We start from the raw sequence: 24,503 nt of genomic DNA, 5'->3' as shown, positions 1-24,503 counted from the left end.
GCTATCTCTAGTAATTCAGAGATAGCGGATTGTTTTAGTTGTTCCAATGCCTGTCGAGTCTATCGGGCGCTTTCAGCATTTAATGTTATCCAGCTTCAAGCGCCAGACTCTCGGGACGTTTCGAAACTACCAAAAAGGCAAAGAGCGCCTTTGTGGTAGTTCCTCCAACGCCTGTCGAGTCTGTACGGCGCTTTTAGCATTTAATGTTATGCATTAAAGTATCTCGCGTCGGGGTGTGCGAAGACCATTGCGGATACGGATGCTTCGGGTTCCATCATGAATTCTTCGGTAAGAATAACTCCATGCTCTTCAGGTCTGATGAGGCGGAAGAGTTTGGCTTGGTCTTCTAGGTTTGGACAAGCTGGATAGCCGAATGAGAATCTCTGGCCTTGGTATTTGGCTGCGAAACGTTCGAGCATAGTGAAGTCAGTTGGGTCAGGGAATCCCCACTGGTCACGGATTTCTTGGTGAATCCGTTCAGCGAATCCTTCCGCGAGTTCCAGAGCAGTTGACTGGAATGCGTGGCTTTCTAAGAACTTTCCTTCCGCTTTCAATTTGTTTGCATAATCACGAACGCCTTTGCCGGCAGTTACTTGCATGAATGCGACGTAATCCATTTCACCGCTTTCTACTGTTTTCAAGTAGTCGGCCAAGCATAGGAATGGTTCCTTTTCTTGACGTGGGAACGTGAAGCGTTCGATTTCGGTTTTTGAATCTTCCGGATCGTAAATGATCACGTCATCGCCATCTGCTTGAGCAGGGAAGAATTGATAAACACCGGAAGCTTTCATTTTATCGGACTTTAAGAACTCGGTGACCATGTCGTGAAGTTGAACTGCGCGTTCATCTTTTCGTTCAAGCATTTTATCGACGTTTCCACGCAGGCCTAAGTGGTGACCGATCAGTGTGCGCATATTTACATAAGGATGTAAGTGGGCAACAGAATAATCTTTCACGACACGTCTGCGCAAATCTGTCGGTACGAATACCGGAACGTCGGTGCGCACCGTTTTCACTGGACGCGGCTTAACCGCAACTGCTACAGCTCCGCGACTTGCTTTTATGGCATCATTGGCTTCACGTTTTTCGATACTTTGCACTAATTCTTCAAGTAGCTCTTCTTTGCCTTCACTTTGTAGACGGTTTGCCAAATCAAGTCCTTGCATCGCATCTTTAGCGAAAATCACTGGACCATCGTATTCAGAAGCGATTTTAGTTTCGGTGAAGCGTCTTGTCAACGCTGCTCCGCCAACCATAATAGGCGTATCAATACCCGCGGCCTTGAAGTCTTGGGCAGTCAAGACCATTTGCTGTGCAGACTTAACGAGTAATCCTGACAGACCTACAATGTCTGGCTTTTCTTTACGGATTACTTCAATCAATGCGGCAGGGGTTACTTTGATGCCGATATCGATTACTTTAAATCCATTATTACTTAATATGATTTCTACTAAGTTTTTCCCGATATCATGTACGTCGCCTTTAACTGTAGCTAATATAATTTTACCTTTCCCCGAATCGTCTTCTTTTTTCTCCATGAACTGCTCAAGATAGGAAACCGAAGCTTTCATGACTCCAGCACTTTGTAGAACTTCTGCTACGATCAGCTGATTATCATTGAATAGACGGCCAACTTCAGCCATCCCTGTCATAAGCGGACCATTGATGATATCAAGTGGTTCATCATATGTTTTTAAAGCGGAATCCAAGTCAGGAATTAAACCTTCTTTTGTTCCTTCAACTATATAGTATGCAAGACGTTCAGCCACAGTTTTCGGTAGATCATCTTCTGTTTTCTCTTTTTTCTTACCACGATAAAAGTCTGCGAATGCTGCCAGTGTGTCATCCGTTGTGGAAAACAGTAGATCATCTGCCAGCTTTACTTCGGCTTTTGGAATCGAAGCATAACGTTCAAGTTTTTCTGTGTTTATAATCGCATAATCAAGACCTGCTTGTGTACAGTGATACAAGTAAACGGCATTTAGAACTTCACGACCAACAGACGGTAGTCCGAATGATACGTTACTGACACCTAAAGTGGTTAGAGTACGTGGAAGTTTTTCTTTGATTAATCGAATTCCTTCAATCGTTTCAACAGCAGAGCCAATATATTGCTCATCGCCTGTGCCGACGGGGAAGACGAGAGGATCGAAAATAATATCTTCAGGCGGGATCTGCCATTTATTGACGAGTAAATCATATGAACGTAACGCAACTTCAAGTTTGCGCTCTCTCGTTACAGCCATTCCGATTTCATCAATCGTTCCAACTACAACAGCTGCTCCATACTTTTTAACTAAAGGAAGTACTGCGTCAAAGCGTTCTTCACCATCTTCTAGGTTAATGGAGTTGATGATCGCTTTACCTTGAGAGAATTTTAGCGCTTCTGCAATGACGTTTTCATCTGTCGAGTCAATGACTAGAGGGACTTTAACTTTCTTCACTACTTCTTGCATGAAGCGAGTCATATCATGCAACTCATCACGGTCGGGATTGGCAAGACAAATATCTAATACGTGCGCTCCACGTTTTACTTGTGCGCGTGCGATTTCAGAAGCCTCTTCAAATTTCTCTTCTACGATAAGTTGCTTAAATTTACGTGAACCGATCACGTTTGTACGTTCACCAATCAATAGAGGACGCATAGTATCGTCATATAGTAATGGTTCAATACCTGAAACTGCGTGGCCATGAGGTTCTGCTATTTGACGAGGCTTTAAGTCTTTTACTGCTTCTCTAATTGCACGAATGTGGTCAGGCGTCGTACCGCAGCAACCGCCAACCATATTTAGCCAACCTTTTTCAGCAAAGCCTACAAGCTTTTTTGATAGGGACTCAGGTGATTCATGGTAATGTCCTTCTGCGTCGGGCAATCCGGCATTTGGATAGCATGTAACATAGCTTGTCGCTAACTCTGATAATGAACGCAAGTGATCAGTCATGAATTCAGGACCGGTTGCGCAGTTCAACCCGACCGAGAGGGGGTGAACGTGTTCAATGGAAATATAGAAAGATTCGATACTTTGGCCTGCGAGAGTTGTACCCATAGGCTCGATTGTACCTGAAATCATAATGGGTATTTCGCGTCCGAGTTCTTCAAATGCCTTTTTAATACCAATCGTCCCAGCCTTTACATTCAGCATATCCTGACTCGTTTCCATCAGAATCAAGTCACTGCCTGCTTCGACAAGTGCCTTTGCTTGAATGTAGAAATCATGAGATAGTTCATCAAACGTAATTCCACCTGTAACGGAAAGTGTCTTCGTCGTTGGTCCGATTGCACCTGCGACAAAACGTGGCCAGTCCGGAGTGGAGAACTTCGCCGCACTCTTTTTTGCAATTTCAACTGATTTTGCATTAATTTCATTTGCGCGGTGACCTAGTGAAAATTCATTCAACACAAGTGGCGTACCACCAAACGTATTCGTGCAAATGATATCAGCGCCGGCTTCTAGGTACTCATCGTGAATCCTTTCTAAAACATCGGGGCGTAACACACTCATGTATTCGTTACATCCATCGTATTCTTCTCCGCCGAAGTCCTCTGTCGAGAAGTCTTCCGCTTGTAGCATCGTCCCCATCGCACCGTCAATGATCAGGATTCGTTTATCTAGTTGTTCTTCAATAGGATGTCTCTGCATGTAGTAATTCCCTCTCCTTCTGCTCGTCTAATTCCTTAATATACTCATACAACTCTAACGTCATATCGTAACGAAGGAATGGTGTAATTAGATAGATACCTTTAAAGTATTTCGCTGCTGTATCGAGAAGTTCTTTTGCAATTTCAAGGCCAACTTCTGTCGATTGATCTCGATCATCACTGCACTGGCGCATTCTTTCCAATACCTCATCGGAAAGCTTAATGCCGGGTACTTCGTGATGCAAGAACTCTGCGTTTCGAATATTCGTCAACGGCATAATCCCAATGAAAATCGGTGTATCCAAATGTTTCGTTGCTTCATAGACTTCTATGATTTTTTCTTTTGTATAAACAGGTTGAGTGATAAAGTAGTCTGCGCCCGCTTCGATTTTCTTATCTAGCCGTTGTACGGCACGCTCCACTACGCGTACGTTCGGATTGAATGCCGCTGAAATAGAGAAGTTGGCTTTTTTGCGCAATGGCTTTCCGGAGAAGGAAATACCTTCATTCAACTTTTTGATTAATTGTATTAACTCCATACTGTTCACGTCATAAACGCTCGTAGCCCCAGGGAAATCTCCCACTTTCGTCGGGTCACCTGTTACTGCCAACACATCTGTGATACCTAGTGCATCCAGACCCATCAAATGTGACTGCAAGCCAATAAGATTGTGATCGCGACAGGTCAAATGAACGAGCGGACGGATATTGTGTTGCATTTTAATGATTGAGCCCATCGCCATATTGCTAATACGAGGGGAGGCAAGTGAGTTGTCCGCCATTGTAATCGCGTCAACACCTGCATCGTATAATGCGTTCGCACCTTTGACATAATCTTCTGTCTCTAAATGGCGCGGTGTATCCAACTCAACAATCACCGTACGCTCCGTTTTAGCTTTTATGTGAAGAGGCTGGTGTTGTACAGGACTCGCTTCTTGAATAACGATAGGTTTTGATGGCTGTACGACTTTTTCTGTAATAGGCGAAAGTCTAGCTAACTGCGTTTTGGCTGCTTTAATATGTTTAGGTGTTGTACCGCAACATCCACCGATTAACCGAACCCCTTGATCGCGAAGTAGTACGGCAGCGCGACCGAAATACTCTGCCTCTGATTCATAGACTATTCGTCCATCTTCTACGTCTAATAGGCTGGCGTTTGGATAAGCTGATAAAAATGCTTTTTTCGGTAACGTAACATTATCGAATGCTTGAATCGTATGGTAAGGCCCTAAGCGACAGTTGACGCCTACAACGTCTGCACCGAGAGACTCGAGTTGGTGAAGAGCATCGTTTAATGAAAGTCCGTTTTGAAGTACACCGGGGTCATGCATAGAAACTTGTGCAATTAATGGCACGTCCGTAACTTTCTTTAATGTGCTAACAACAGATGCTAATTCTTCAAAGTCATAATAGGTCTCCAACAAAAGGCCGTCGGGATCACCTGTTAATAATGCGTTTGCTTGTTCTAATACGACTTTTTCTATTTCATCCAATGTAGCATCACTTTTACGAATGCCACGTAGACCACCGATTGTGCCGAGAACGAATTGTCCGCCTGGAGCTGCCGCGCGCTTAGCGATTTGGATGGCTGCTTTATTGAATTCCGTCACATGACTTTCCAAACCATAGCGAGCCAGTTTAATCGCGTTAGCGCTGTATGTGTTCGTTTGAATGATATCTGCACCTGCTGCGATGTAGTCTTGGTGAATTTGCTCTATAATTTCAGGCTTTTCTATGTTTAGTTCTTCATAACAATAATCAATTCCGTAAGAATATAAAATCGTCCCCATTGCCCCATCTGCTGTTAGGACATTTGTTTGTAGCTTCTCTAGCAATGACATGTTCCCATCTCCCCTTTGCTTTTCTAATCAAAAAAAGCCTTCAAGTATATTAGAAGGCTTTGTAATCTCAATGACTAGTTCCCTCTCATCTTTTCAGTGTGTCAACTTGACAGACTGCTGGAAGTAGCACCTTGCCTAAACGGCTGGTTGCTGAAGCGTCGACGGGCCAGTCCCTCAGCTTCTCTTGATAAGATACGATTCTTATTCAATTATTTTGATTATTCTAACCACATCATAGCGGCTTTGTTGTTCTTCGTCAAGTGAACATTCAGTGAAGTTCATAGTCTGGATTGGTAACATAGAGAAATTGCAATATTTATGATAAAGTTAAAGGAGTAAATTGAAAAGGTGAGGAATTATGCGGTTTTTTAAATACTCATTTCCAATCGCTGTTCTTGTAGGTACTCTTGCTTGGATCATGATAGGTAACAGTTACGAAGAAGTTACTTACGATATGCGCGTGTACATTACGATTGCAGCTGCAATATTCAGTGGTTTAATTTCAAGCGTTCTGTTCCGTAAAGAAAAGGAAGAGCAGATTGATAAGAAGAAGTAGGCTGTCAGCATGATGCTGCAGTCTTTTTTTATTTAATTTTTATCGTTAACTTAAAACTAAATAATGTTGACATAAATTGAGTTAACCACTATTATTTTTATGGTAACTAATATAAAAAGAGGTGACATGATGGCAACTGCAACAGAGAGGCGACCGGTTAGTAGATTCAATGCACTAACCATTGTATACAGTGGGATGTTCGCATCGTTAATGATGATCGGAGCAAATATCACATCCTTCGTGCCGTTTTTAGTAGTTGGTGGAGTGCCTATTACATTGCAAACGTTTTTCGCAATCTTATCGGGACTATTACTCGGTAGCCGTCTAGGTGCATTATCTATGACCGTGTATATGTTAATAGGGCTAGCGGGTGCACCGGTTTTTGCAAGATTTTCAGGCGGCTTCGGTCAGATATTAAGTCCGACGTTTGGTTTTATTGTCACTTTCATTCTAATTGCTTATGTAGCGGGAAAGATTGTCGAGCGAAATCAGACCTTGCCTGCTTTTATTACCGCAGCGCTAGTCGCTACCGCAATCAACTACATATTAGGTACAAGTTGGATGTATTTTGCGTATAAGATATGGGCTGCTGCGCCCGACGTGTTTTCTTATAAGATCGCATGGCTATGGATGATGCCTCCACTGCCAAAAGATCTAATTCTAGCTGTGTTGTCAGGCATGTTTGCGTTCAGAATATCAAAACACTTGAAAGTGAGGCGTACATTATAATGAATTACCAACAACTCGCTACTAGAGTACTTGGAGGACATGTGTTAACCGACGAAGAATCGCTTGCGATATTAAATAGTCCAGATGAAGATTTACTATTATTGCTGCACGCAACGTACTCGATTCGATCACATTATTTCGGAAATAAAGTAAAGTTGAATATGATCATCAATACGAAATCAGGATTATGTCCGGAGAACTGTGGTTATTGCGCCCAGTCCATCGTTTCAAAAGCACCTGTCGAAAAGTATGCAATGATGAAATCAGAAGAGATACTTGAAGGTGCGGAGCGTGCGGCAGCCAATAAAGCAGGCACTTATTGCATCGTTGCCAGTGGACGGGGACCACGTGACAGTGAACTAGACATAGTCATTGACTCCGTTAAGCAAATTAAAGAAAAGCATAAAGGAATGACGGTGTGTGCTTGCCTAGGAATTTTGAAGCCAGGACAAGCGACTCGTTTAAAAGAGGCAGGAGTAGATCGCTACAACCACAACTTGAACACATCCGCAGAGCATCACGAAAGTATAACGACGTCGCACACATACGAAGATCGTGTAAACACTGTAGGGTTGGCCAAAGAAGCAGGCATTTCTCCGTGTTCAGGCGTCATCGTCGGCATGCGCGAAACAAAGCAAGACATTATCTCAATGGCACGTAGCCTGCGCGAACTGGACGCAGACTCCATACCTGTAAACTTCCTGCATGCAGTTGATGGAACACCGTTGGAAGGAACGTCAGAACTGGACCCGCGCTACTGTTTAAAAGTCTTGTGTTTGTTCCGCTACATTAACCCTAGCAAAGAAATCCGTATTTCGGGTGGACGTGAAGTCAATCTAAGAAGTCTACAACCTCTAGGTCTTTACGTAGCAAACTCTATCTTCATCGGCGATTACCTCACAACAGCCGGTCAAGAAAATGACCAAGATCTAAAGATGCTTGAAGATATGGGCTTCGAAGTCGACCTAGAACCAATGCGTAAAGAACCCATCACTATATAAAGAGAAAAAAGTAAAAAAATGTACAGTATATGACTGAAGACAATCCGTTATGAGGATCTGTTCTTCAGTCTTTTATTTTTCAATAGGTATTCTTTTAGGAAGATGATTATAAGTAATCGTAAGTGGAATGCATCTGTTTGGAGCGTAGTCAGCGGTATTTACTAACTCACTATGTTTTTGTCTGGTAACTAATTGAATAATAAATAGCCTAATGTGACAACCTAGCAACAGGTTTCCTTTCAATCCAAACAGGTATACATATAAACAAATGAATTGCATCATGTCCGATTTTTGCGATACAATCAAGTCAAAGATAGTCAAAGTCAACTAGAACGTTGAGCGAAACGAGGTGACGAGATGCGTAATATTTCTGACATTATAGAAGGATATTTGAAGTCGATTATCGAAGAGGAAGATAGTGCTTCTATTGAAATAAAACGAAATGAGATTGCTGAGAAATTTCAATGCGTTCCATCACAGATTAACTACGTGATCAAAACGCGATTTACAGTTGAGCGTGGCTACGCTGTAGAGTCTAAACGCGGAGGTGGGGGCTACATCCGGATTTATCGCGTGCGTACTAACTCCCGAAAAGACCTACTTGAACAAGCACTGGGAGTTTTAGAAAGTGAAGCGTCCTCCACTATGGCGGAAGATGTAATTATTCGTTTAATTGAAGAACAAGTCATTACAGAGCGTGAAGCGAAGCTGATGCTCGCGGCAGTGGGACGTACAACACTGCGTTATATGTTGCCTGAGCGTGATGCACTGCGATCGCGTATCCTTCGCGCCATGTTAGTTACATTAATATATGAAGAGATAGAATGAGGTGAGTCCCGATGCTTTGTGAAAACTGTAAAGAACGACCCGCTACTGTCGTGTTTAAACAAGAGACACCAAATGGTATAACAGAGCGCCATTTATGTGATAAATGTGCGTTTTATTCGCAAACATTTTCTTTCAGTCCTGATCAAGAACCTTTGTCGATTCAACAATTCTTGGCACACTGGTTAGGAGGTTCTGAAATATTTCCAGAACAGAAAACCGGTGAAACGCTGCCGGATGGTCCAAAATGTCCGAACTGCGGTTTAACCTTCCATCGTTTTCTCGACAGTGGAAAGTTTGGCTGTGCTACATGTTACGATGCATTTCGTGGACAGTTGCCAAGGGTGTTTGCAAAGTTACACAACGGTCACGCGCAACACCGAGGGAAAATACCCGTTTCACTTAATGAACGTTTTGCTTTAAAGAAAAAACTTGAAGATATCCGTACGAAAATGCGAGAGGCCGTAGAAGATGAACGGTTTGAAGAAGCCGCATCTTTGCGAGATGAGGCGAATCAGCTGAAACAGCAACTGGAAGATGGAGGTGACGATCAACATGTCATTTGAAAAATTCATCAAACAGGAACTGACGGGTTGGATGGTAGCAGAAGGTGAACACGCCGACATCGTCCTATCCACAAGAATTAGACTGGCCCGCAACCTCCAAAAACACCTATTTCCAATAAGCGCGTCGCAAGAAGATGCAAATGATGTCAGTGAAGCATTGAATCATGCGGTCGAGACGATGGAGAATCATCACTTTACTGGAACTACTATGAAGGATTTGACACCACTTGAAAGACAAATTTTAGTCGAGAAGCACTTAGTCAGTCCGCAGTTGATTGACCCTAAAAAGTACGGATCTGTTCTACTGTCGGAAGATGAAACAATTAGTATTATGGTGAATGAAGAAGATCATATTCGCATTCAATGCATTTATCCAGGTTTTCAAATTGATCAGGCGTATGAACATGCTGATCAAGTAGACAGCGAGTTAGAAAAGAATTTGGATTACGCATTTGATGAGACGTTTGGCTATTTGACTAGTTGTCCATCCAACACAGGTACAGGAATGCGCGCATCTGTCATGATGCATTTACCTGCACTGACGATTACTAAACAAATCGAACGCATTATTCCAGCGATATCAAGGCTTGGAATGGTCGTAAGAGGAAGCTATGGAGAAGGCAGCGAAGCGCTCGGAAATATTTATCAGATTTCCAATCAAATTACACTGGGCAAATCAGAAGAAGAAATCCTGAAAGACTTGGAAAGTATTGCGAAACGTCTGATAGCGCATGAAAAGAAATCACGCGAACTATTATTGGCCAAATCGGAAGTCCACTTGGAGAATAGATTATTCAGAGCGCTTGGGACGCTGACGCATTCACGGATTTTACCGTCGGCAGAAGCGGCAAAATGTTTGTCTGACGTCCGATTGGGTATTGATTTAGGTATATTCGAAAATATCGATATGTCTATTTTGAATGAATTAATGATTTTCATGCAGCCGGGTTTCCTTCAGCAATATGCGGGTACGGAATTAACATCAGATGAGCGTGATATCCTTCGTGCACAATTATTCCGTAATCGGCTGGGTGTAGGGAAATCTTCTGTACCAGAGCAAGATACTGATCCATCTTGAGCAAAGTTTTTGCAAGTAGGATAAAGAAGATTTATAATTAATCAAAGATAGTCAAAGTCAATATGCGGATTTGGTTGTATCGCGAACTGACTTGAATATATATAAGTGATAGGAAACAAAGCAACGATGCGTTATTTTGCATAACATAGAGTATAGTCCACTGAATGAAGGAAAGAGGGGAATGAATATGATGTTTAATCGATTTACACAACGCGCACAAAAGGTTTTACAACTGGCCCAAGAAGAGGCAATACGTTTAAAACATGAATCTATTGGTACTGAGCATATTTTACTTGGTTTGATTCGAGAAGGTGGCGGCATCGCAGCGAAAGCTCTTGAAGCAATTAATGTGAATGCAGATACTATTGAACGTGAAGTAGAAGTTTTGGTAGGTGTGGGCTCTAAAGACGTAGGTCCGATCGTTCATTATACTCCTCGTGCAAAACGAGTTATTGAGTTATCTGTAGATGAGTCACGCAAACTGGGACATTCCTATATCGGTACTGAGCATATTTTATTGGCTTTGATTCGAGAAGGAGAAGGCGTTGCTGCACGCGTTCTAAATAATGCGGGTGTTAGTTTAAATAAAGCACGCCAACAAGTACTGCAGTTACTTGGTAATGATGAGAGTTCAGTTAATAATCCAGCAAATTCTGCATCAGCAGCAACACCGACACTGGATAGCTTAGCACGTGATTTAACTGAAATTGCACGTGAAGGTACATTAGATCCGGTAATTGGTCGTAGCAAAGAAATTACACGCGTTATTGAAGTCTTAGCGCGCCGCACGAAAAACAACCCCGTATTAATTGGGGAACCAGGCGTTGGTAAAACAGCAATTGCGGAAGGCTTGGCACAGCAAGTAGTAAGTAACGAAGTGCCGGAAATCTTACGTGATAAGCGCGTTATGACGCTTGATATGGGGACAGTCGTTGCGGGTACGAAATACCGCGGTGAATTTGAAGATAGAATGAAGAAGGTAATGGAAGAGATCCGTCAAGCGGGCAATATTATCTTATTCATCGATGAATTACACACGTTGATCGGTGCAGGTGGAGCAGAAGGTGCTATTGATGCATCCAACATCTTGAAACCATCTCTTGCACGCGGCGAACTACAATGTATCGGTGCTACAACACTTGATGAATATCGTAAATACATTGAAAAGGATGCAGCACTTGAGCGTCGTTTCCAACCGATCCAAGTTGATGAGCCTTCAGTAGATGAAACGATCCAAATTATCAAAGGCTTGCGCGATCGTTATGAAGCGCATCACCGTGTGAAGATTACAGATGAAGCAGTCGAAGCGGCAGCAAAAATGTCCGACCGCTACATTTCAGACCGTTTCTTACCAGACAAAGCGATCGACTTGATTGACGAAGCTGGATCAAAAGTGCGCTTGCGCTCGTATACTACTCCTCCTAACTTGAAGGAGCTTGAAGTAAAACTTGAAGCAATTCGTTCCGAGAAGAATGCAGCTGTTCAAAGCCAAGAATTTGAAAAAGCCGCTTCTTACCGTGATAAAGAGCAGAAGATGAAAGAGGAATTAGAAACAACGAAAGCTGCTTGGAAGGAAAAACAAGGACAGACTGAATCCGAAGTGACAGTAAATGATATCGCGTCTGTTGTGGCGATGTGGACAGGAATTCCTGTTGACAAGATTGCAGAGACAGAGTCAGCTAAATTACTGAACATGGAAGAGATTTTGCATCAGCGTGTCATTGGCCAAAAAGAAGCCGTGTTATCTATTTCGAAAGCTATCCGTCGAGCACGTGCAGGATTGAAAGATCCGAAGCGTCCGATTGGTTCATTCATTTTCCTAGGACCAACTGGCGTAGGTAAAACTGAACTGGGCCGTGCGTTGGCAGAAGTGATGTTCGGCGATGAAGATGCAATGATTCGTATCGATATGTCCGAATACATGGAGAAGCATTCTACATCTCGTTTGGTCGGATCACCTCCAGGATATGTAGGGTATGATGAAGGCGGTCAATTAACGGAGAAGGTTCGCCGTAAGCCGTACTCAGTTGTATTGCTAGATGAAATTGAAAAGGCGCACCCAGATGTCTTCAATATATTATTACAAGTATTGGAAGACGGACGCTTAACAGATTCTAAAGGCCGTACAGTTGATTTTCGCAACACAGTAATCATCATGACTTCGAACGTTGGAGCAACTGAATTGAAGAAAAACCGCTACGTCGGCTTTAATATTCAAGACGGAGAATCCGACTACGATGACATGAAAGAAAAAATGCTTGCAGAATTGAAGAAAACATTCCGACCGGAGTTCTTGAACCGTGTGGATGACATGATTGTCTTCCATTCATTGGAGAAAGAGCATTTGCGTGAAATTGTCAGCTTGATGAGTGATGAACTTTCTAAGCGTTTGACTGAACAAGACATCGAATTGGTGTTGACTGAGTCCGCTAAAGATAAAATCACGGAAGAAGGATATGATCCGGAGTACGGAGCTCGTCCATTACGTCGCGCATTGCAAAAACATGTAGAAGATCGTTTATCTGAAGAGTTACTTGAAGGTAAAGTTCTGATGGGTGAAAAAGTGATCGTTGACGTAGAAGATGACAAGTTCATCGTACGCACGGAGAAACAAACAGTAGTAGCAGCAGAAAAATAATAATATGATATTCCGGATAGCTCGCTCGCTTAGTTTTTAAAAAGCGCAGCGAGCTGTCCTTTTCGTATTTTTAAATAAGGAGAGAGTGTATGGCTAAGCGTAAATCGAAGTTCATGTGCCGTTCTTGCGGATATGAGTCCGCTAAATGGATGGGGCGCTGTCCTGGTTGTGGAGAATGGAATACGATGGACGAAGAAGTAGAGATTGTACAAAAAGGCCCGCGTGCTGCATTTCAGCATGGTGAAAGAGTGAAGCAGAAAGCTTTGCCAATCAGTCAGGTGGAAATGGCTGAAGAGCCGCGTGTCAAAACGGAATTAGAAGAATTAAACCGCGTACTTGGAGGTGGGATTGTTCCAGGCTCGCTCATATTAATCGGTGGTGATCCGGGTATTGGGAAATCTACTCTATTGCTTCAAGTCTCGTCATTGCTTGCAAATCAACAACAGCGCGTACTGTATATATCAGGAGAGGAATCGATTAAGCAAACTAAGTTACGTGCAGAACGTTTAGGTGTGAGGTCAGATGAGTTATATATTTATGCCGAAACAGATTTAGCGATGATCAATGAAACTGTAGATGAAGTGAAGCCGAGATTTGTAATTGTGGATTCGATTCAGACTGTACATCATCCTGAAGTATCATCAGCACCAGGAAGCGTATCGCAAGTACGTGAATGTACTGCGGAATTAATGCGTATAGCAAAGACGCAAAACATTGCCATATTCCTCGTAGGTCACGTGACAAAAGAAGGACAAATTGCAGGTCCGCGACTGCTTGAGCATATGGTAGATACGGTGCTGTATTTTGAAGGAGAACGTCACCACACATACCGTATTTTACGAAGTGTCAAAAATCGTTTCGGTTCCACTAATGAAATTGCTATTTTTGAAATGTTGCAAGCGGGGTTAAAGGAAGTCTTAAATCCTTCGGAAATGTTTTTGCGCGAGCGATCGCAAGGTGGAGCGGGCTCTACCATTGTTGCGTCTATGGAGGGCACACGACCTATACTTGTTGAAATCCAGGCATTGTTGACGGCATCCAGTTTTAATTATCCGAAGCGCATGGCAACCGGATTGGATCAAAACCGCGTGCAGCTATTGATGGCAGTATTGGAAAAACGTGCGGGAATGCTATTGCAGACACAAGATGCGTATATTAAGGTTGCAGGCGGCGTTAAACTAGATGAACCAGCCATTGATTTGGCGGTTTTATTAAGTATCGTGTCGAGCTTTAAAGACACTGCTGTCGGTGCGCGAGATTGTTTTGTTGGCGAAGTAGGGTTAACAGGTGAGGTTAGAAGGGTATCTAGAATAGAACAACGTGTGACGGAAGCGGCAAAACTTGGTTTTGATCGTATTATCATTCCATCCTCTAATCTAGGTGGCTGGGATGTCCCGTCAGGAATTGAAGTGGTCGGTGTGGAGACGGTAATGGAAGCATTAGGAATTGCATTCAGATAAGAGTCGTATACATAGCGACACGCGTAAAAATGTAAGGAACATTCCCGTTGTTTAGATAGTCCTAGTAGGAGGGGTGAGGAATTTTCAGAAATTCCTCACTTAACCTAAGCGGCTAACTACAATTCGTTGTATACTATTAGGAAGGAAAAGGAGGTGGAAGAATATGTTGAAAAGAGTAGTCCAAGTTTCATTCTTATTAATCGGAGGAACTCTCGGTGTTTTATTTTTACCGTACTTATTCGCTATGTTTGAGTTTACATCACGCCCCATCATTGAAAACCCTTATGTGGAGGCAATCATAGGAGCTATCATTCTATTTTTATTAAGCTTATTTTTAACCGAGCCGATTGTGAATTTCATCAAATGGATTGAAGAAAGACTCTTGAAAGCACCGATCATGGATTTATTATTCGGTACAATCGGATTAGTCGTAGGACTAATCGTTGCATTTTTATTCAGTTTCGGACTAAGTGCAATTGGTTTTCCGGTAGTGTCTTCAGTTGTGCCTGTTTTATTATCTATTCTTCTAGGTTATTTAGGTTTCCAAGTAGGTTTTAAAAAGTGGGAAGAGTTCATTAATGCATTTTCTAATTTACGCATGACAACAGCAAAAAAGAAAGAATCAGCAGAACCAGTTGTCACTCCACCACAAAAAGATGTATATAAATTATTGGATACTAGTGTCATTATTGATGGACGTATTGCAGATATCGTAGCAACAGGATTTTTACAGGGGATTTTAGTCGTGCCTCAGTTTGTGTTGACAGAATTACAACATATAGCGGATTCATCTGATACATTGAAACGAACAAAAGGTAGACGTGGCCTAGATATTCTAAAGCGATTACAAAATGATGATGGACCTCAAGTGCTGATTACGGATGAAGATATTCCGAATGTGGCGGAAGTAGACTTAAAGCTGGTGAAACTGGCGAAGAAGATGGATGGACTGGTTGTAACGAATGATTTCAACTTAAACAAAGTATCTGATTTGCATGGTGTTGCAGTTTTGAATATCAATGATCTTGCCAATGCAGTGAAGCCTGTAGTAATTCCGGGAGAAGAAATGCATGTGGTCGTTATAAAAGATGGTAAAGAACATAATCAAGGTGTCGCGTACTTGGATGACGGCACGATGATTGTAATTGAGGATGGTCGTTCCCATATAGGAGATGCTATCGATGTAGTAGTAACAAGTGTATTGCAAACATCGGCGGGTCGAATGATTTTTGCTAAACCCAAGGGCTGATAACTAGCATAGAAAGCAGAGTGACAAACGTGAAATATACAGTGATGATCCCTGCTGCGGGAAGCGGCAAACGAATGGGTGCCGGACAAAATAAGCTTTTTCTCAAAATAGGCGAGCATCCAATTTTGTATCACACAGTGAGTGTGTTTCAAGAAGACCCTAATTGTGAAGAGGTCATTATGGCCGTGAAACCGGAAGAACAAGCCGCTATTCAAAAGATACTTGGACAGCACGCGCATGCGAAGTCTATCACATTTGTAGAAGGTGGCGGTGAGCGACAAAACAGTGTTGCGGCTTGTATTGCAGCGTATCAAGGGAATGGTGTTGTTCTCGTCCATGACGCGGCAAGACCTTTCCTTAAATCATCCGTCATTACGGAACTCGTGAACACTGCGAATGAAAAAGGTGCTGCGATCGCAGCAGTCAAAGCAAAAGACACGATTAAGTACGCGGAAAACGGAGCAGTGAAAGAAACATTAGATCGTGAAAAATTATGGCTTGTACAAACACCACAGGCATTCCGATATCAATTGTTGAAGGAAGCATCTGACTCGGCTATTCGAGATGGCTTTCTTGGTACTGATGAATCCATGCTAGTGGAACGGATGGGTCACGAGGTGCAAGTGGTAGAGAGTTCATATGATAATGTAAAGATGACAACCCAGGAAGATCTCGCGATAGGCGAAATCTTACTGGCAAGAAGAAAGTAGGAGGAATAACCCCATGTTTCGAATTGGACAAGGTTTTGATGTACATGCATTTGAAGAAGGTAGACCACTCATTATCGGAGGTATCACCATTCCGCACACAAAAGGATTAATCGGCCACTCTGATGCGGATGTGTTATTACACACAGTAACAGACGCTGCACTTGGTGCAATTGGTAAAGTGGATATTGGCACACATTTCCCGGATACGGATGATGCGTTCAAAGACGCTGACTCTGCTATTTTATTAGAGAAAGTATGGGCGATGGTAAAAGAAGAAGGTTATCGTTTAGGTAATATTGATTGTACGATTATTGCGCAACGTCCGAAAATGGCACCTTATATTGGAGACATTCGTGAGCGCGTAGCAGAACTGCTTGAAGCAGATCTATCGCAAGTGAATGTGAAAGCTACAACTACGGAACGTCTAGGCTTCCCTGGACGTGAAGAAGGAATCGCAGCGATGGCAACGATTTTACTGATGAAAAACCAGTAACTTTCAAAACATCTTCTAGAGTGTTAAAATAGATAGGAAATTATATAAGAACGTAATCAATTCGAAACGGAGAGGTAAATATTATGACACAAGAAGTACGTGTGCGTTATGCACCGAGTCCAACAGGCCAACTACATATAGGTGGAGCGCGGACCGCGTTATTCAACTATTTATTCGCTCGTCACTATGACGGGAAATTCATTGTTCGTATTGAAGATACGGATACGGCACGAAATATTGAAAGTGGTGAACTATCACAACTTGAAAACCTAACGTGGCTCGGCATCCATCATGACGAATCAATTGATATTGGCGGAGAATACGGACCGTATCGTCAAATGGAACGTCTGGATTTATATAAGAAGTATGCAGATGAAATGCTTGAAAACGGCCATGCTTATAAATGTTTCTGTACTCCTGAAGAGCTAGAAGCAAAGCGTGACGCACAGAAAGAAGCGGGAATCGCAGCGCCTATGTATGATGGAACTTGCCGTCATTTGACAGCGGAACAAGTTGCAGAAAATGAAGAGGCAGGAAAGTCTTACAACATCCGTATGCGTGTTCCTGCAGACGTTACGTATACAATTGATGACCTTGTGCGTGGTGAAGTCACGTTTGAATCAAAAGACATCGGTGACTGGGTGATGGTGAAGACGAATGGTATTCCTACGTATAACTTTGCGGTAGTAGTAGACGATCATTTGATGAAAATCTCACATGTATTCCGTGGAGAAGAGCACTTGACGAATACACCGAAGCAACTAATGGTATTTGACGTATTCGGTTGGGACCACCCACGATTCGGTCATATGACGCTAATTGTCAACGAAGAACGTAAGAAGCTTTCAAAACGTGATGAATCCATCATTCAATTCATTACACAATATAAAGATTTAGGTTATTTGCCGGAAGCGATGTTTAATTTCTTCGCTTTGCTTGGTTGGTCACCTGTCGGAGAAGAGGAGATCTTCTCACATGATGAACTAGTTAAGCAATTTGATGAGTCGCGTTTGTCCAAATCACCATCGATGTTCGATACGGATAAGCTAACATGGATGAACAATCAATATATTAAAAAACTGTCTTTAGAAGAAGTAATTGAATTAACATTGCCTCATCTACAAGCAGCAGGATTGGTTTCAGAAAATATGTCAACTGAAGAACAAGCTTGGGTACACGATTTAATCGCGCTATACCAAGGTCAATTGAGTTTCGGTGCTGAAATCGTTGAGCTATCTGCCCAGTTCTTCCATGACACATTGGAATATGATGAAACAGCATCAGAAATTTTGGCAGGTGAACAAGTGCCGGAAGTGATGACGTCACTTAAGAAACAACTTGAAGAACTAGAATCTTTCGATGCACCGTCGATTAAAGCAGCGATTAAGGCTGTCCAAAAGGAAACAGGACATAAAGGCAAAAATTTGTTCATGCCTGTGCGTGTAGTAGCGACGGGTGAGACGTCAGGGCCTGAATTACCAGATGCAATTGCGTTGATTGGAAAAGAAAAAATCATTCAGCGTGTTGGAAAGTTCGCAAAATAATCAATATTGACATTTCGGTGATATTCTGTAAAATGAATCTAATATGAAATCGTCATATGAAAAGCGTCGAGAAGGAAAGTAGATAATGAATACTCTCTAGAGAAGGTCATCTAGGCTGGAAATGACCTGAGTCGTTCACTATCGAAATGCACCTTTGAGCGATGAGCCGAAACTGTTAGTAGGCCATACGTATAGTCTGCGTTAAAGACATTAAGCGGGGAACGAATGTGTTCTCAAGCGGAGTGGAACCACGCAATTAATGCGTCTCTGTCATCATGAGTGACGGGGGCGCTTTTTTTCATCTCAAGAAATTGCTGTGAACTAGGAAGCGCGAGCAGGTATAAGAAGAAAAGGGGGAAGTTCAGTGTTCAAACGTATGAAAGAGGATATTCGCTGTATTTTCGATCAAGACCCAGCGGCCCGCAGTACAATTGAAGTAGTTTTAACATATTCGGGGTTGCATGCTATTTGGATGCACCGTATTGCGCACGCATTTTACAAGCGTAATCTTCGGTTTTTGGCTCGTGTAGTTTCACAAGTCAGTAGATTTTTCACGGGTATCGAGATCCATCCAGGAGCAGTGATCGGTAGACGTTTATTCATTGACCATGGGATGGGTGTAGTCATAGGGGAAACATGTGAGATTGGTGATGACGTGACGCTGTATCAAGGGGTTACATTGGGTGGAACGGGAAAAGAAGGCGGAAAGCGACATCCAACACTTCATGATAACGTACTAGTCGCGTCGGGCGCTAAAGTTCTGGGCTCCATAACGGTTGGTGAGAACAGTAAAGTAGGAGCGGGTTCAGTTATCTTGAAAGAAGTACCGCCCAATTCCACGGTAGTTGGGATACCTGGGAAAATCGTTATTTCAAATGGTGTACGTGTGAAAAACAAGCTGGATCATTCTACACAAGACCCAATTGAGGATGAAATCAAACGATTAGAAAAGCAAATTCAGGAGTTGAAACTGCGTACTGAGCAGTTGGAAACTGTGAATGAAGAAAAGGGAGATTTACATGAGCATTCAACTTTATAATACATTAACAAGGAAAAAAGAAAAATTTGTTCCGATAGAAGAGGGAAAGGTCAAAATGTATGTCTGTGGACCGACCGTCTATAACTATATTCATATTGGAAACGCGCGTCCGGTGATTGCATTTGATACGGTTCGGCGCTACCTAGAATATCGTGGCTATGAAGTAAATTACGTTTCAAACTTCACGGATGTAGACGATAAGATCATTAAAGCAGCCAATGAATTAAATGAAGAAGTTGGAGACTTAACCGAGCGCTTTATCGCAGCGTATCATGAAGATGTAAGTGCTCTTGGCTGTGAGGAAGCGACAGCGCATCCACGTGTAACGGAGCATATTGATGATATTGTGGAATTTATTCAAGTCCTAATCGATAAAGAATTCGCTTATGAATCTCGTGGCGATGTCTACTTCCATACACGAAAATTCGAAGGGTACGGAAAGCTTTCTCACCAGTCTATCGATGAATTAAAAGTTGGTGCACGGGTGGAAGAAAATACGATCAAAACAGATCCGCTTGACTTTGCACTTTGGAAATCAGCTAAAGATGGCGAGATTTCATGGGATAGTCCGTGGGGGAAAGGTCGTCCGGGTTGGCATATCGAATGTTCGGTTATGGCCAAGCAACTTCTTGGTGAGACGATTGATATTCATGCAGGAGGGCAAGACTTAGCGTTCCCCCATCATGAAAATGAAATTGCGCAGTCCGAAGCGGCTACAGGAAAAACCTTCGCCAACTATTGGATGCACAATGGTTATATTAATATCGATAACGAAAAGATGTCGAAATCACTAGGTAACTTTATTTTGGTGCATGATATCCGTAAGCAAGTCGATCCGAAAGTACTTCGTTTCTTCATGCTGTCCGTGCATTATCGTCATCCAGTGAACTTTGCGCAGGAACTTGTGGAGAGTGCAGCGAATGGATTGGAACGTATCCGCACAGCGTATAGCAACTTACAACACCGACTATCGATCTCGGCAGATCTGGCTGAAGACTCTGAGCCTTGGTTAAATAAAATCAATGAACAAATCAAAGCATTTGAAACGGCAATGGATGATGATTTCAATACAGCCAATGCGATAGCCTCAATTTTTGAACTATCCAAGCAAGCTAACGTCTACTTGCTAGAGAAAAATACAGATCGTCGCGTCCTTCAACAATTTATTGATACATTGGATAAATTAATGGATGTACTTGGTTTACCGTTTGAAAACGCGGGGGAATTAGTGGATGACGAAGTGGATGCGTTGATTCAGGAGCGCCTGGATGCGCGAAAAAATCGTGATTTTGCACGTTCGGATGAAATTAGAGATCAACTAAAAGAACAAGGTATTTTATTGGAAGATACAGCGCAAGGTACTCGCTGGAAAAGAGGGTAAAGGCGTGGGGAATTTACGTGATATAGACGTCAAACAACTCAATGCACTCGCGCTTGCTTATATGGGCGACGCGGTATACGAAACAGCGGTCAGAGAGCATTTACTGCGTATGGGGCGTGTGAAACCACAGATTTTGCATAAGGAGGCTACACGCTTTGTCTCTGCGAAAGCGCAAGCACGCATTATCTTGACGATGAGAGACCAACAAATTCTGACAGAGGAAGAGTTGGCAGTAATGCGCCGCGGTCGCAATGCCAAAGCGGGATCAGTCCCTAAAAACACTGATGTTACTACGTATAATTATAGCTCGGCATTCGAAGCGGTTCTCGGGTATATCCACTTACTCGGTCGGCAAGAGCGTCTGGCTGAACTACTAGAGACGGCGATTCGATTAGTGGAGCATCCTGAGGAGGAAAAAGTATGACAGAGCTAGAAGTTGAACTAATTGGTGGAAGAAATCCTGTAGTGGAAGCACTGCGTTCCGGCAGACAACTGAATAAAATTTGGGTGGCAGAAGGCGTTAACAAGAAAAGTATCGGTGAAATTATGAAGCTTGCTAAAGATGCAGGGGTAGTTGTACAGACGGCACCGAAGCAGAAGCTTGATGGAATGACGGATTTGAGTCATCAAGGAATTCTTGCATCGGTTGCCGCTTATGATTATGCGGAGTTAGAAGATTTATTTGCCGTGGCTAAAGAGAGACAAGAGGATCCGTTCTTCATCATCTTGGATGAATTAGAAGATCCACATAACTTAGGTTCTATTTTACGAACAGCGGACGCCTCTGGAGTTCATGGTATCATTATTCCAAAAAGACGCGCGGTTGGTTTGACAGGTGTAGTGGCCAAAGCATCAACAGGTGCGATTGAGCACATACCGGTTGTTCGAGTGAATAACTTGTCTCAAACTGTGGACGAGCTAAAGAAACAAGGCGTATGGATTGCAGGAACAGATGCATCCAACTCTACAGATTATCGCCATATGGACGCTACATTACCTTTAGCAGTCATTATAGGTAGCGAAGGAAAAGGAATGTCTCGCATATTGCGCGAAAGATGTGATTTTCTCTATAGTTTACCTATGGTAGGTAAAGTTACGTCTTTAAATGCTTCAGTAGCGGCGGCATTGTTGATGTATGAAGTTTTACGAAAGCGTCAATCCGCCCAGGCTACGTCATGAAGAAAGACGTGCTACTCGTTGATGGTTACAACATCATCGGTGCGTGGCCCGAACTACAGCAATTGAAGCAAGAAGATTTTGCGCAAGCGCGTGATCGGCTCATTGAGCGGATGGCGGAATTCCAGGCGAATAAAGGATGGCGCGTTATTGTAGTATTTGATGCTCACCTAGTACCGGGTATCGAGAAACGTAAAAAACAATATCGAGTCGAAGTGGTCTTTACGAGAGAGAACGAAACGGCTGATGAACGCATTGAAAAACTGGTGTCCGAATTAACCGATCGATTAACACAAATCCATGTAGCCACTTCCGATCTTGTGGAGCAATGGGTAGTCTTTGCTCAGGGTGCGCTTCGCATCTCCGCACGAGAGCTGGAAATTGCCATGAAAGAAGTAGATCGCGTGATTGCGTTAAGATTAAAGGATTCATTAGAACGACGGCCTATCTCAAAGATTCCATTAACGGATGAAGTAGCAGCAGAGTTCGAGAAAATGAGACGTGGCGGAAAATGAGTGGTTGACGTGAAAAATTACCGCGTCTATACTGACTTATAAAACCAATTAGTACTCTGGGGTGGAGAGGTTGGTGCGGAACATGGAAAATATGAAAAGTAAAAATGAATTTACTAAGCTTTCTGATGAAGAAATGGTGGAGTTGATACATCTAGGGAATTCAGATGTATTGGATTTTTTGATTACCAAGTTTCAACCGATAGTCCGTATGAAAGCTAGAACATATTTCATTATTGGTGGAGATCGTGAAGATATCGTGCAAGAGGGAATGATTGGTCTCTATAAAGCGATTCGTGATTTCCGTCCCGATAGATTAAGTTCTTTTAAAGTTTTTGCTGAGCTGTGTATAACGCGGCAAATTATTACGGCAATCAAAACTGCTACACGCCAAAAGCATATTCCGCTCAATACGTCCGTTTCACTGGACAAGCCTATGTATGACGAGGACCAGGAGCGAACGCTATTGGATATCATATCAGGCTCTACATTAGACGACCCTGAAGACTTGATGATTCACAAAGAGAACTTCTCGTTTATGGAAGAAGAAATGAATAAAGTGCTGAGTGGATTGGAAAAAGAGGTGCTCACACTGTACTTAGAAGGCCAGTCCTATCGTGAGATTTCTGAGGTGTTGAATCGACAAGTGAAGTCGATAGATAATGCCTTACAACGCATCAAACGTAAGCTAGAACACTCGATGGCGATGGATCTGGTGCGTTAAATATATCGAAAGTAAATTGACATGTGATGGGTTAGATGGTACTCTTTATCAAGACTATTGTCTTGAATTAGGTGAAGCAAAATGGCAAAAAAAATAACTTTAAGCTGTGAGATATGTGGTTCGCGAAACTATTCCTTACCCGCTGGCAACAACAGCCAAGAGGCAAGAATGAGTATAAAAAAGTTTTGCAGTCATTGCAATGCGCATACATTGCATAAGCAAACCATTTGACCAGTTACATAGAGTTCAAGTAAGGGCGCTATGTCATTCGGAAGGGTTGGAGAAGAATGGGCAAGATTACCGATTTTTTGAAAAAAGTCGTTTCGGAAATGCGGAAAGTCAGCTGGCCGAAACGTAAAGAATTAACGAAGTATACTGTAGTCGTTATTTCTACAGTCATTTTTATGGCCGTTTATTTCTTCGTAGTGGATATAGGTATCTCTGGAGTTATGAAATGGTATACTAATCTGTAATAAATAAAGTATGAATAGCGTGAAAATATCCCGTTTTGATGATTGAACGGGTTTTTTCAGCTTTAATTTAAGGGAGGGACGGACGCGCAGTCCTCAATGTCATGGAAATGGATAAAAATTGGTATGTTGTGCATACGTACTCAGGATATGAGAACAAAGTAAAGGCCAATCTTGAAAAACGTGTCGAGACGATGGGTATGTCGGATAAGATATTCCGTGTCGTTATTCCGGAAGAAGAAGAAACAGATATTAAAGACGGTAAAAAGAAAACAGTTATGCGTAAAACGTTCCCTGGATATGTCTTGGTTGAATTGATCATGACGGATGATTCTTGGTATGTTGTTCGTAATACACCAGGTGTCACTGGATTTATCGGTTCTTCAGGTGGCGGAGCGAAACCTACTCCGTTGTTGCCGGAAGAAGTAGAATTCATCCTCAAGCAGATGGGTGTTAAAGAACAACGTGTAGATATTGATTTCGGTGTGGGTGAAAGTGTAACGGTACTTGAAGGACCGTTTGCTCACTTTGAAGGTAAGGTAGAAGAGATCGAAATGGATAAAGGTAAAGTCATCGTAACTGTCGACATGTTCGGTCGTGAAACGAAGATGGAACTTTCATTCGAACAAGTAGAAAAAATGGAGTGATGGGAAATGTGGTTTTCCCTCTTGCAAAATCTGTGTAATGGTGATATCATTTCAAAGGTCAGACTTAGTCTGTACGGATTAACCAATTCTACCGACATCGTCGGCAGGCACATATTTGAGTGGGAGGGGCAACCCAATTACCACATCACGGACTTAAGGAGGTGTGTCTCGTGGCTAAAAAAGTTACTAAAGTAGTGAAATTGCAAATTCCAGCTGGTAAAGCA

Annotated in this window: 23 protein-coding genes, 1 riboswitch and 1 other annotated feature; of the genes, 21 read left to right on the top strand and 2 right to left on the bottom strand. The window is 42.5% G+C overall.

What is annotated here, in order from left to right:
* Positions 1-206 precede the first annotated feature (206 nt).
* Complete coding sequence (metH, locus tag Q7P97_RS07085; protein ID WP_303968446.1) at positions 207-3,641, bottom strand: methionine synthase; 3,435 nt, start codon at positions 3,639-3,641, stop codon at positions 207-209.
* On the bottom strand, positions 3,622-5,481 hold the full coding sequence (locus tag Q7P97_RS07080) for a bifunctional homocysteine S-methyltransferase/methylenetetrahydrofolate reductase (RefSeq protein WP_303968444.1): 1,860 nt from the start codon (positions 5,479-5,481) through the stop codon (positions 3,622-3,624). Before Q7P97_RS07080 ends, metH begins: the two co-directional genes overlap by 20 nt.
* 82 nt (positions 5,482-5,563) lie before the next feature.
* Positions 5,564-5,675, bottom strand: a riboswitch (SAM riboswitch).
* A gap of 164 nt (positions 5,676-5,839) precedes the next feature.
* Between Q7P97_RS07080 and Q7P97_RS07075 the strand changes: the two genes are divergently transcribed.
* From Q7P97_RS07075 to nusG, 21 genes are all read left to right on the top strand, one after another.
* A complete protein-coding gene (locus Q7P97_RS07075; RefSeq protein WP_085427492.1) occupies positions 5,840-6,037 on the top strand; it encodes a hypothetical protein in 198 nt (65 codons plus the stop codon).
* A gap of 129 nt (positions 6,038-6,166) precedes the next feature.
* Positions 6,167-6,766 (top strand): biotin transporter BioY, encoded by a 600-nt coding sequence (locus Q7P97_RS07070; protein ID WP_483315749.1) that lies wholly within the window; start codon positions 6,167-6,169, stop codon positions 6,764-6,766.
* Complete coding sequence (bioB, locus tag Q7P97_RS07065; RefSeq protein WP_303968613.1) at positions 6,763-7,767, top strand: biotin synthase BioB; 1,005 nt, start codon at positions 6,763-6,765, stop codon at positions 7,765-7,767. Before Q7P97_RS07070 ends, bioB begins: the two co-directional genes overlap by 4 nt.
* Positions 7,768-8,124: 357 nt before the next feature.
* Positions 8,125-8,595, top strand: coding sequence for a CtsR family transcriptional regulator (locus tag Q7P97_RS07060; RefSeq protein ID WP_303968440.1), 471 nt, complete (start codon positions 8,125-8,127; stop codon positions 8,593-8,595).
* A gap of 11 nt (positions 8,596-8,606) precedes the next feature.
* Entirely contained in the window at positions 8,607-9,158 is a 552-nt protein-coding gene (locus tag Q7P97_RS07055) for a UvrB/UvrC motif-containing protein (RefSeq protein WP_085427488.1), read from the top strand.
* Positions 9,148-10,236 (top strand): protein-arginine kinase McsB, encoded by a 1,089-nt coding sequence (mcsB, locus tag Q7P97_RS07050; protein ID WP_303968437.1) that lies wholly within the window; start codon positions 9,148-9,150, stop codon positions 10,234-10,236. The genes Q7P97_RS07055 and mcsB overlap by 11 nt, the downstream gene beginning before the upstream one ends.
* A 187-nt stretch (positions 10,237-10,423) precedes the next feature.
* Positions 10,424-12,874, top strand: a complete 2,451-nt coding sequence (locus tag Q7P97_RS07045) for an ATP-dependent Clp protease ATP-binding subunit (RefSeq protein ID WP_085427486.1) — start codon at positions 10,424-10,426, stop codon at positions 12,872-12,874.
* 89 nt (positions 12,875-12,963) lie between these two features.
* Entirely contained in the window at positions 12,964-14,334 is a 1,371-nt protein-coding gene (gene radA / locus Q7P97_RS07040) for a DNA repair protein RadA (protein ID WP_303968435.1), read from the top strand.
* A 163-nt stretch (positions 14,335-14,497) separates the two neighbouring features.
* Positions 14,498-15,583, top strand: coding sequence for a PIN/TRAM domain-containing protein (locus Q7P97_RS07035; RefSeq protein ID WP_303968433.1), 1,086 nt, complete (start codon positions 14,498-14,500; stop codon positions 15,581-15,583).
* A 29-nt stretch (positions 15,584-15,612) separates the two neighbouring features.
* Positions 15,613-16,293 (top strand): 2-C-methyl-D-erythritol 4-phosphate cytidylyltransferase, encoded by a 681-nt coding sequence (gene ispD, locus Q7P97_RS07030; protein ID WP_303968431.1) that lies wholly within the window; start codon positions 15,613-15,615, stop codon positions 16,291-16,293.
* Between the two features lie 13 nt (positions 16,294-16,306).
* The gene (ispF, locus tag Q7P97_RS07025) at positions 16,307-16,786 is read left to right on the top strand and encodes a 2-C-methyl-D-erythritol 2,4-cyclodiphosphate synthase (RefSeq protein ID WP_303968430.1); all 480 of its coding nucleotides are present in this window, start codon (positions 16,307-16,309) and stop codon (positions 16,784-16,786) included.
* An 83-nt stretch (positions 16,787-16,869) separates the two neighbouring features.
* On the top strand, positions 16,870-18,330 hold the full coding sequence (gltX, locus tag Q7P97_RS07020; protein WP_303968428.1) for a glutamate--tRNA ligase: 1,461 nt from the start codon (positions 16,870-16,872) through the stop codon (positions 18,328-18,330).
* A 57-nt stretch (positions 18,331-18,387) separates the two neighbouring features.
* Positions 18,388-18,602, top strand: a binding site (T-box leader).
* 92 nt (positions 18,603-18,694) lie between these two features.
* Positions 18,695-19,369, top strand: coding sequence for a serine O-acetyltransferase (gene cysE, locus Q7P97_RS07015; protein WP_303968426.1), 675 nt, complete (start codon positions 18,695-18,697; stop codon positions 19,367-19,369).
* Positions 19,350-20,750, top strand: coding sequence for a cysteine--tRNA ligase (gene cysS / locus Q7P97_RS07010; RefSeq protein WP_303968424.1), 1,401 nt, complete (start codon positions 19,350-19,352; stop codon positions 20,748-20,750). The genes cysE and cysS overlap by 20 nt, the downstream gene beginning before the upstream one ends.
* 4 nt (positions 20,751-20,754) lie before the next feature.
* Positions 20,755-21,174: a Mini-ribonuclease 3 gene (locus Q7P97_RS07005; protein ID WP_303968423.1), complete on the top strand. Its 420-nt coding sequence runs from the start codon at positions 20,755-20,757 to the stop codon at positions 21,172-21,174.
* On the top strand, positions 21,171-21,929 hold the full coding sequence (rlmB, locus tag Q7P97_RS07000) for a 23S rRNA (guanosine(2251)-2'-O)-methyltransferase RlmB (RefSeq protein ID WP_303968421.1): 759 nt from the start codon (positions 21,171-21,173) through the stop codon (positions 21,927-21,929). The genes Q7P97_RS07005 and rlmB overlap by 4 nt, the downstream gene beginning before the upstream one ends.
* On the top strand, positions 21,926-22,441 hold the full coding sequence (locus Q7P97_RS06995) for an NYN domain-containing protein (RefSeq protein WP_085427477.1): 516 nt from the start codon (positions 21,926-21,928) through the stop codon (positions 22,439-22,441). Before rlmB ends, Q7P97_RS06995 begins: the two co-directional genes overlap by 4 nt.
* 82 nt (positions 22,442-22,523) lie before the next feature.
* Positions 22,524-23,162: an RNA polymerase sporulation sigma factor SigH gene (sigH, locus tag Q7P97_RS06990; protein ID WP_303968612.1), complete on the top strand. Its 639-nt coding sequence runs from the start codon at positions 22,524-22,526 to the stop codon at positions 23,160-23,162.
* Between the two features lie 81 nt (positions 23,163-23,243).
* Positions 23,244-23,393 carry a 50S ribosomal protein L33 gene (gene rpmG / locus Q7P97_RS06985; protein ID WP_085427475.1) on the top strand — a complete coding sequence of 50 codons (150 nt, stop codon included), beginning with the start codon at positions 23,244-23,246 and terminating at the stop codon, positions 23,391-23,393.
* Positions 23,394-23,449: 56 nt separating this feature from the next.
* Positions 23,450-23,635, top strand: coding sequence for a preprotein translocase subunit SecE (secE, locus tag Q7P97_RS06980; RefSeq protein WP_085427474.1), 186 nt, complete (start codon positions 23,450-23,452; stop codon positions 23,633-23,635).
* A 107-nt stretch (positions 23,636-23,742) separates the two neighbouring features.
* Positions 23,743-24,279, top strand: a complete 537-nt coding sequence (gene nusG / locus Q7P97_RS06975) for a transcription termination/antitermination protein NusG (protein WP_303968611.1) — start codon at positions 23,743-23,745, stop codon at positions 24,277-24,279.
* Positions 24,280-24,503: the final 224 nt, after the last annotated feature.

This window comes from Sporosarcina ureae (assembly GCF_029267015.1).
Taxonomy (GTDB): Bacteria; Bacillota; Bacilli; order Bacillales_A; family Planococcaceae; genus Sporosarcina; species Sporosarcina ureae_D.
The sequence above is the reverse complement of the archived record's forward strand: the minus strand, read 5'-3'. Positions and strand labels throughout refer to the sequence as shown.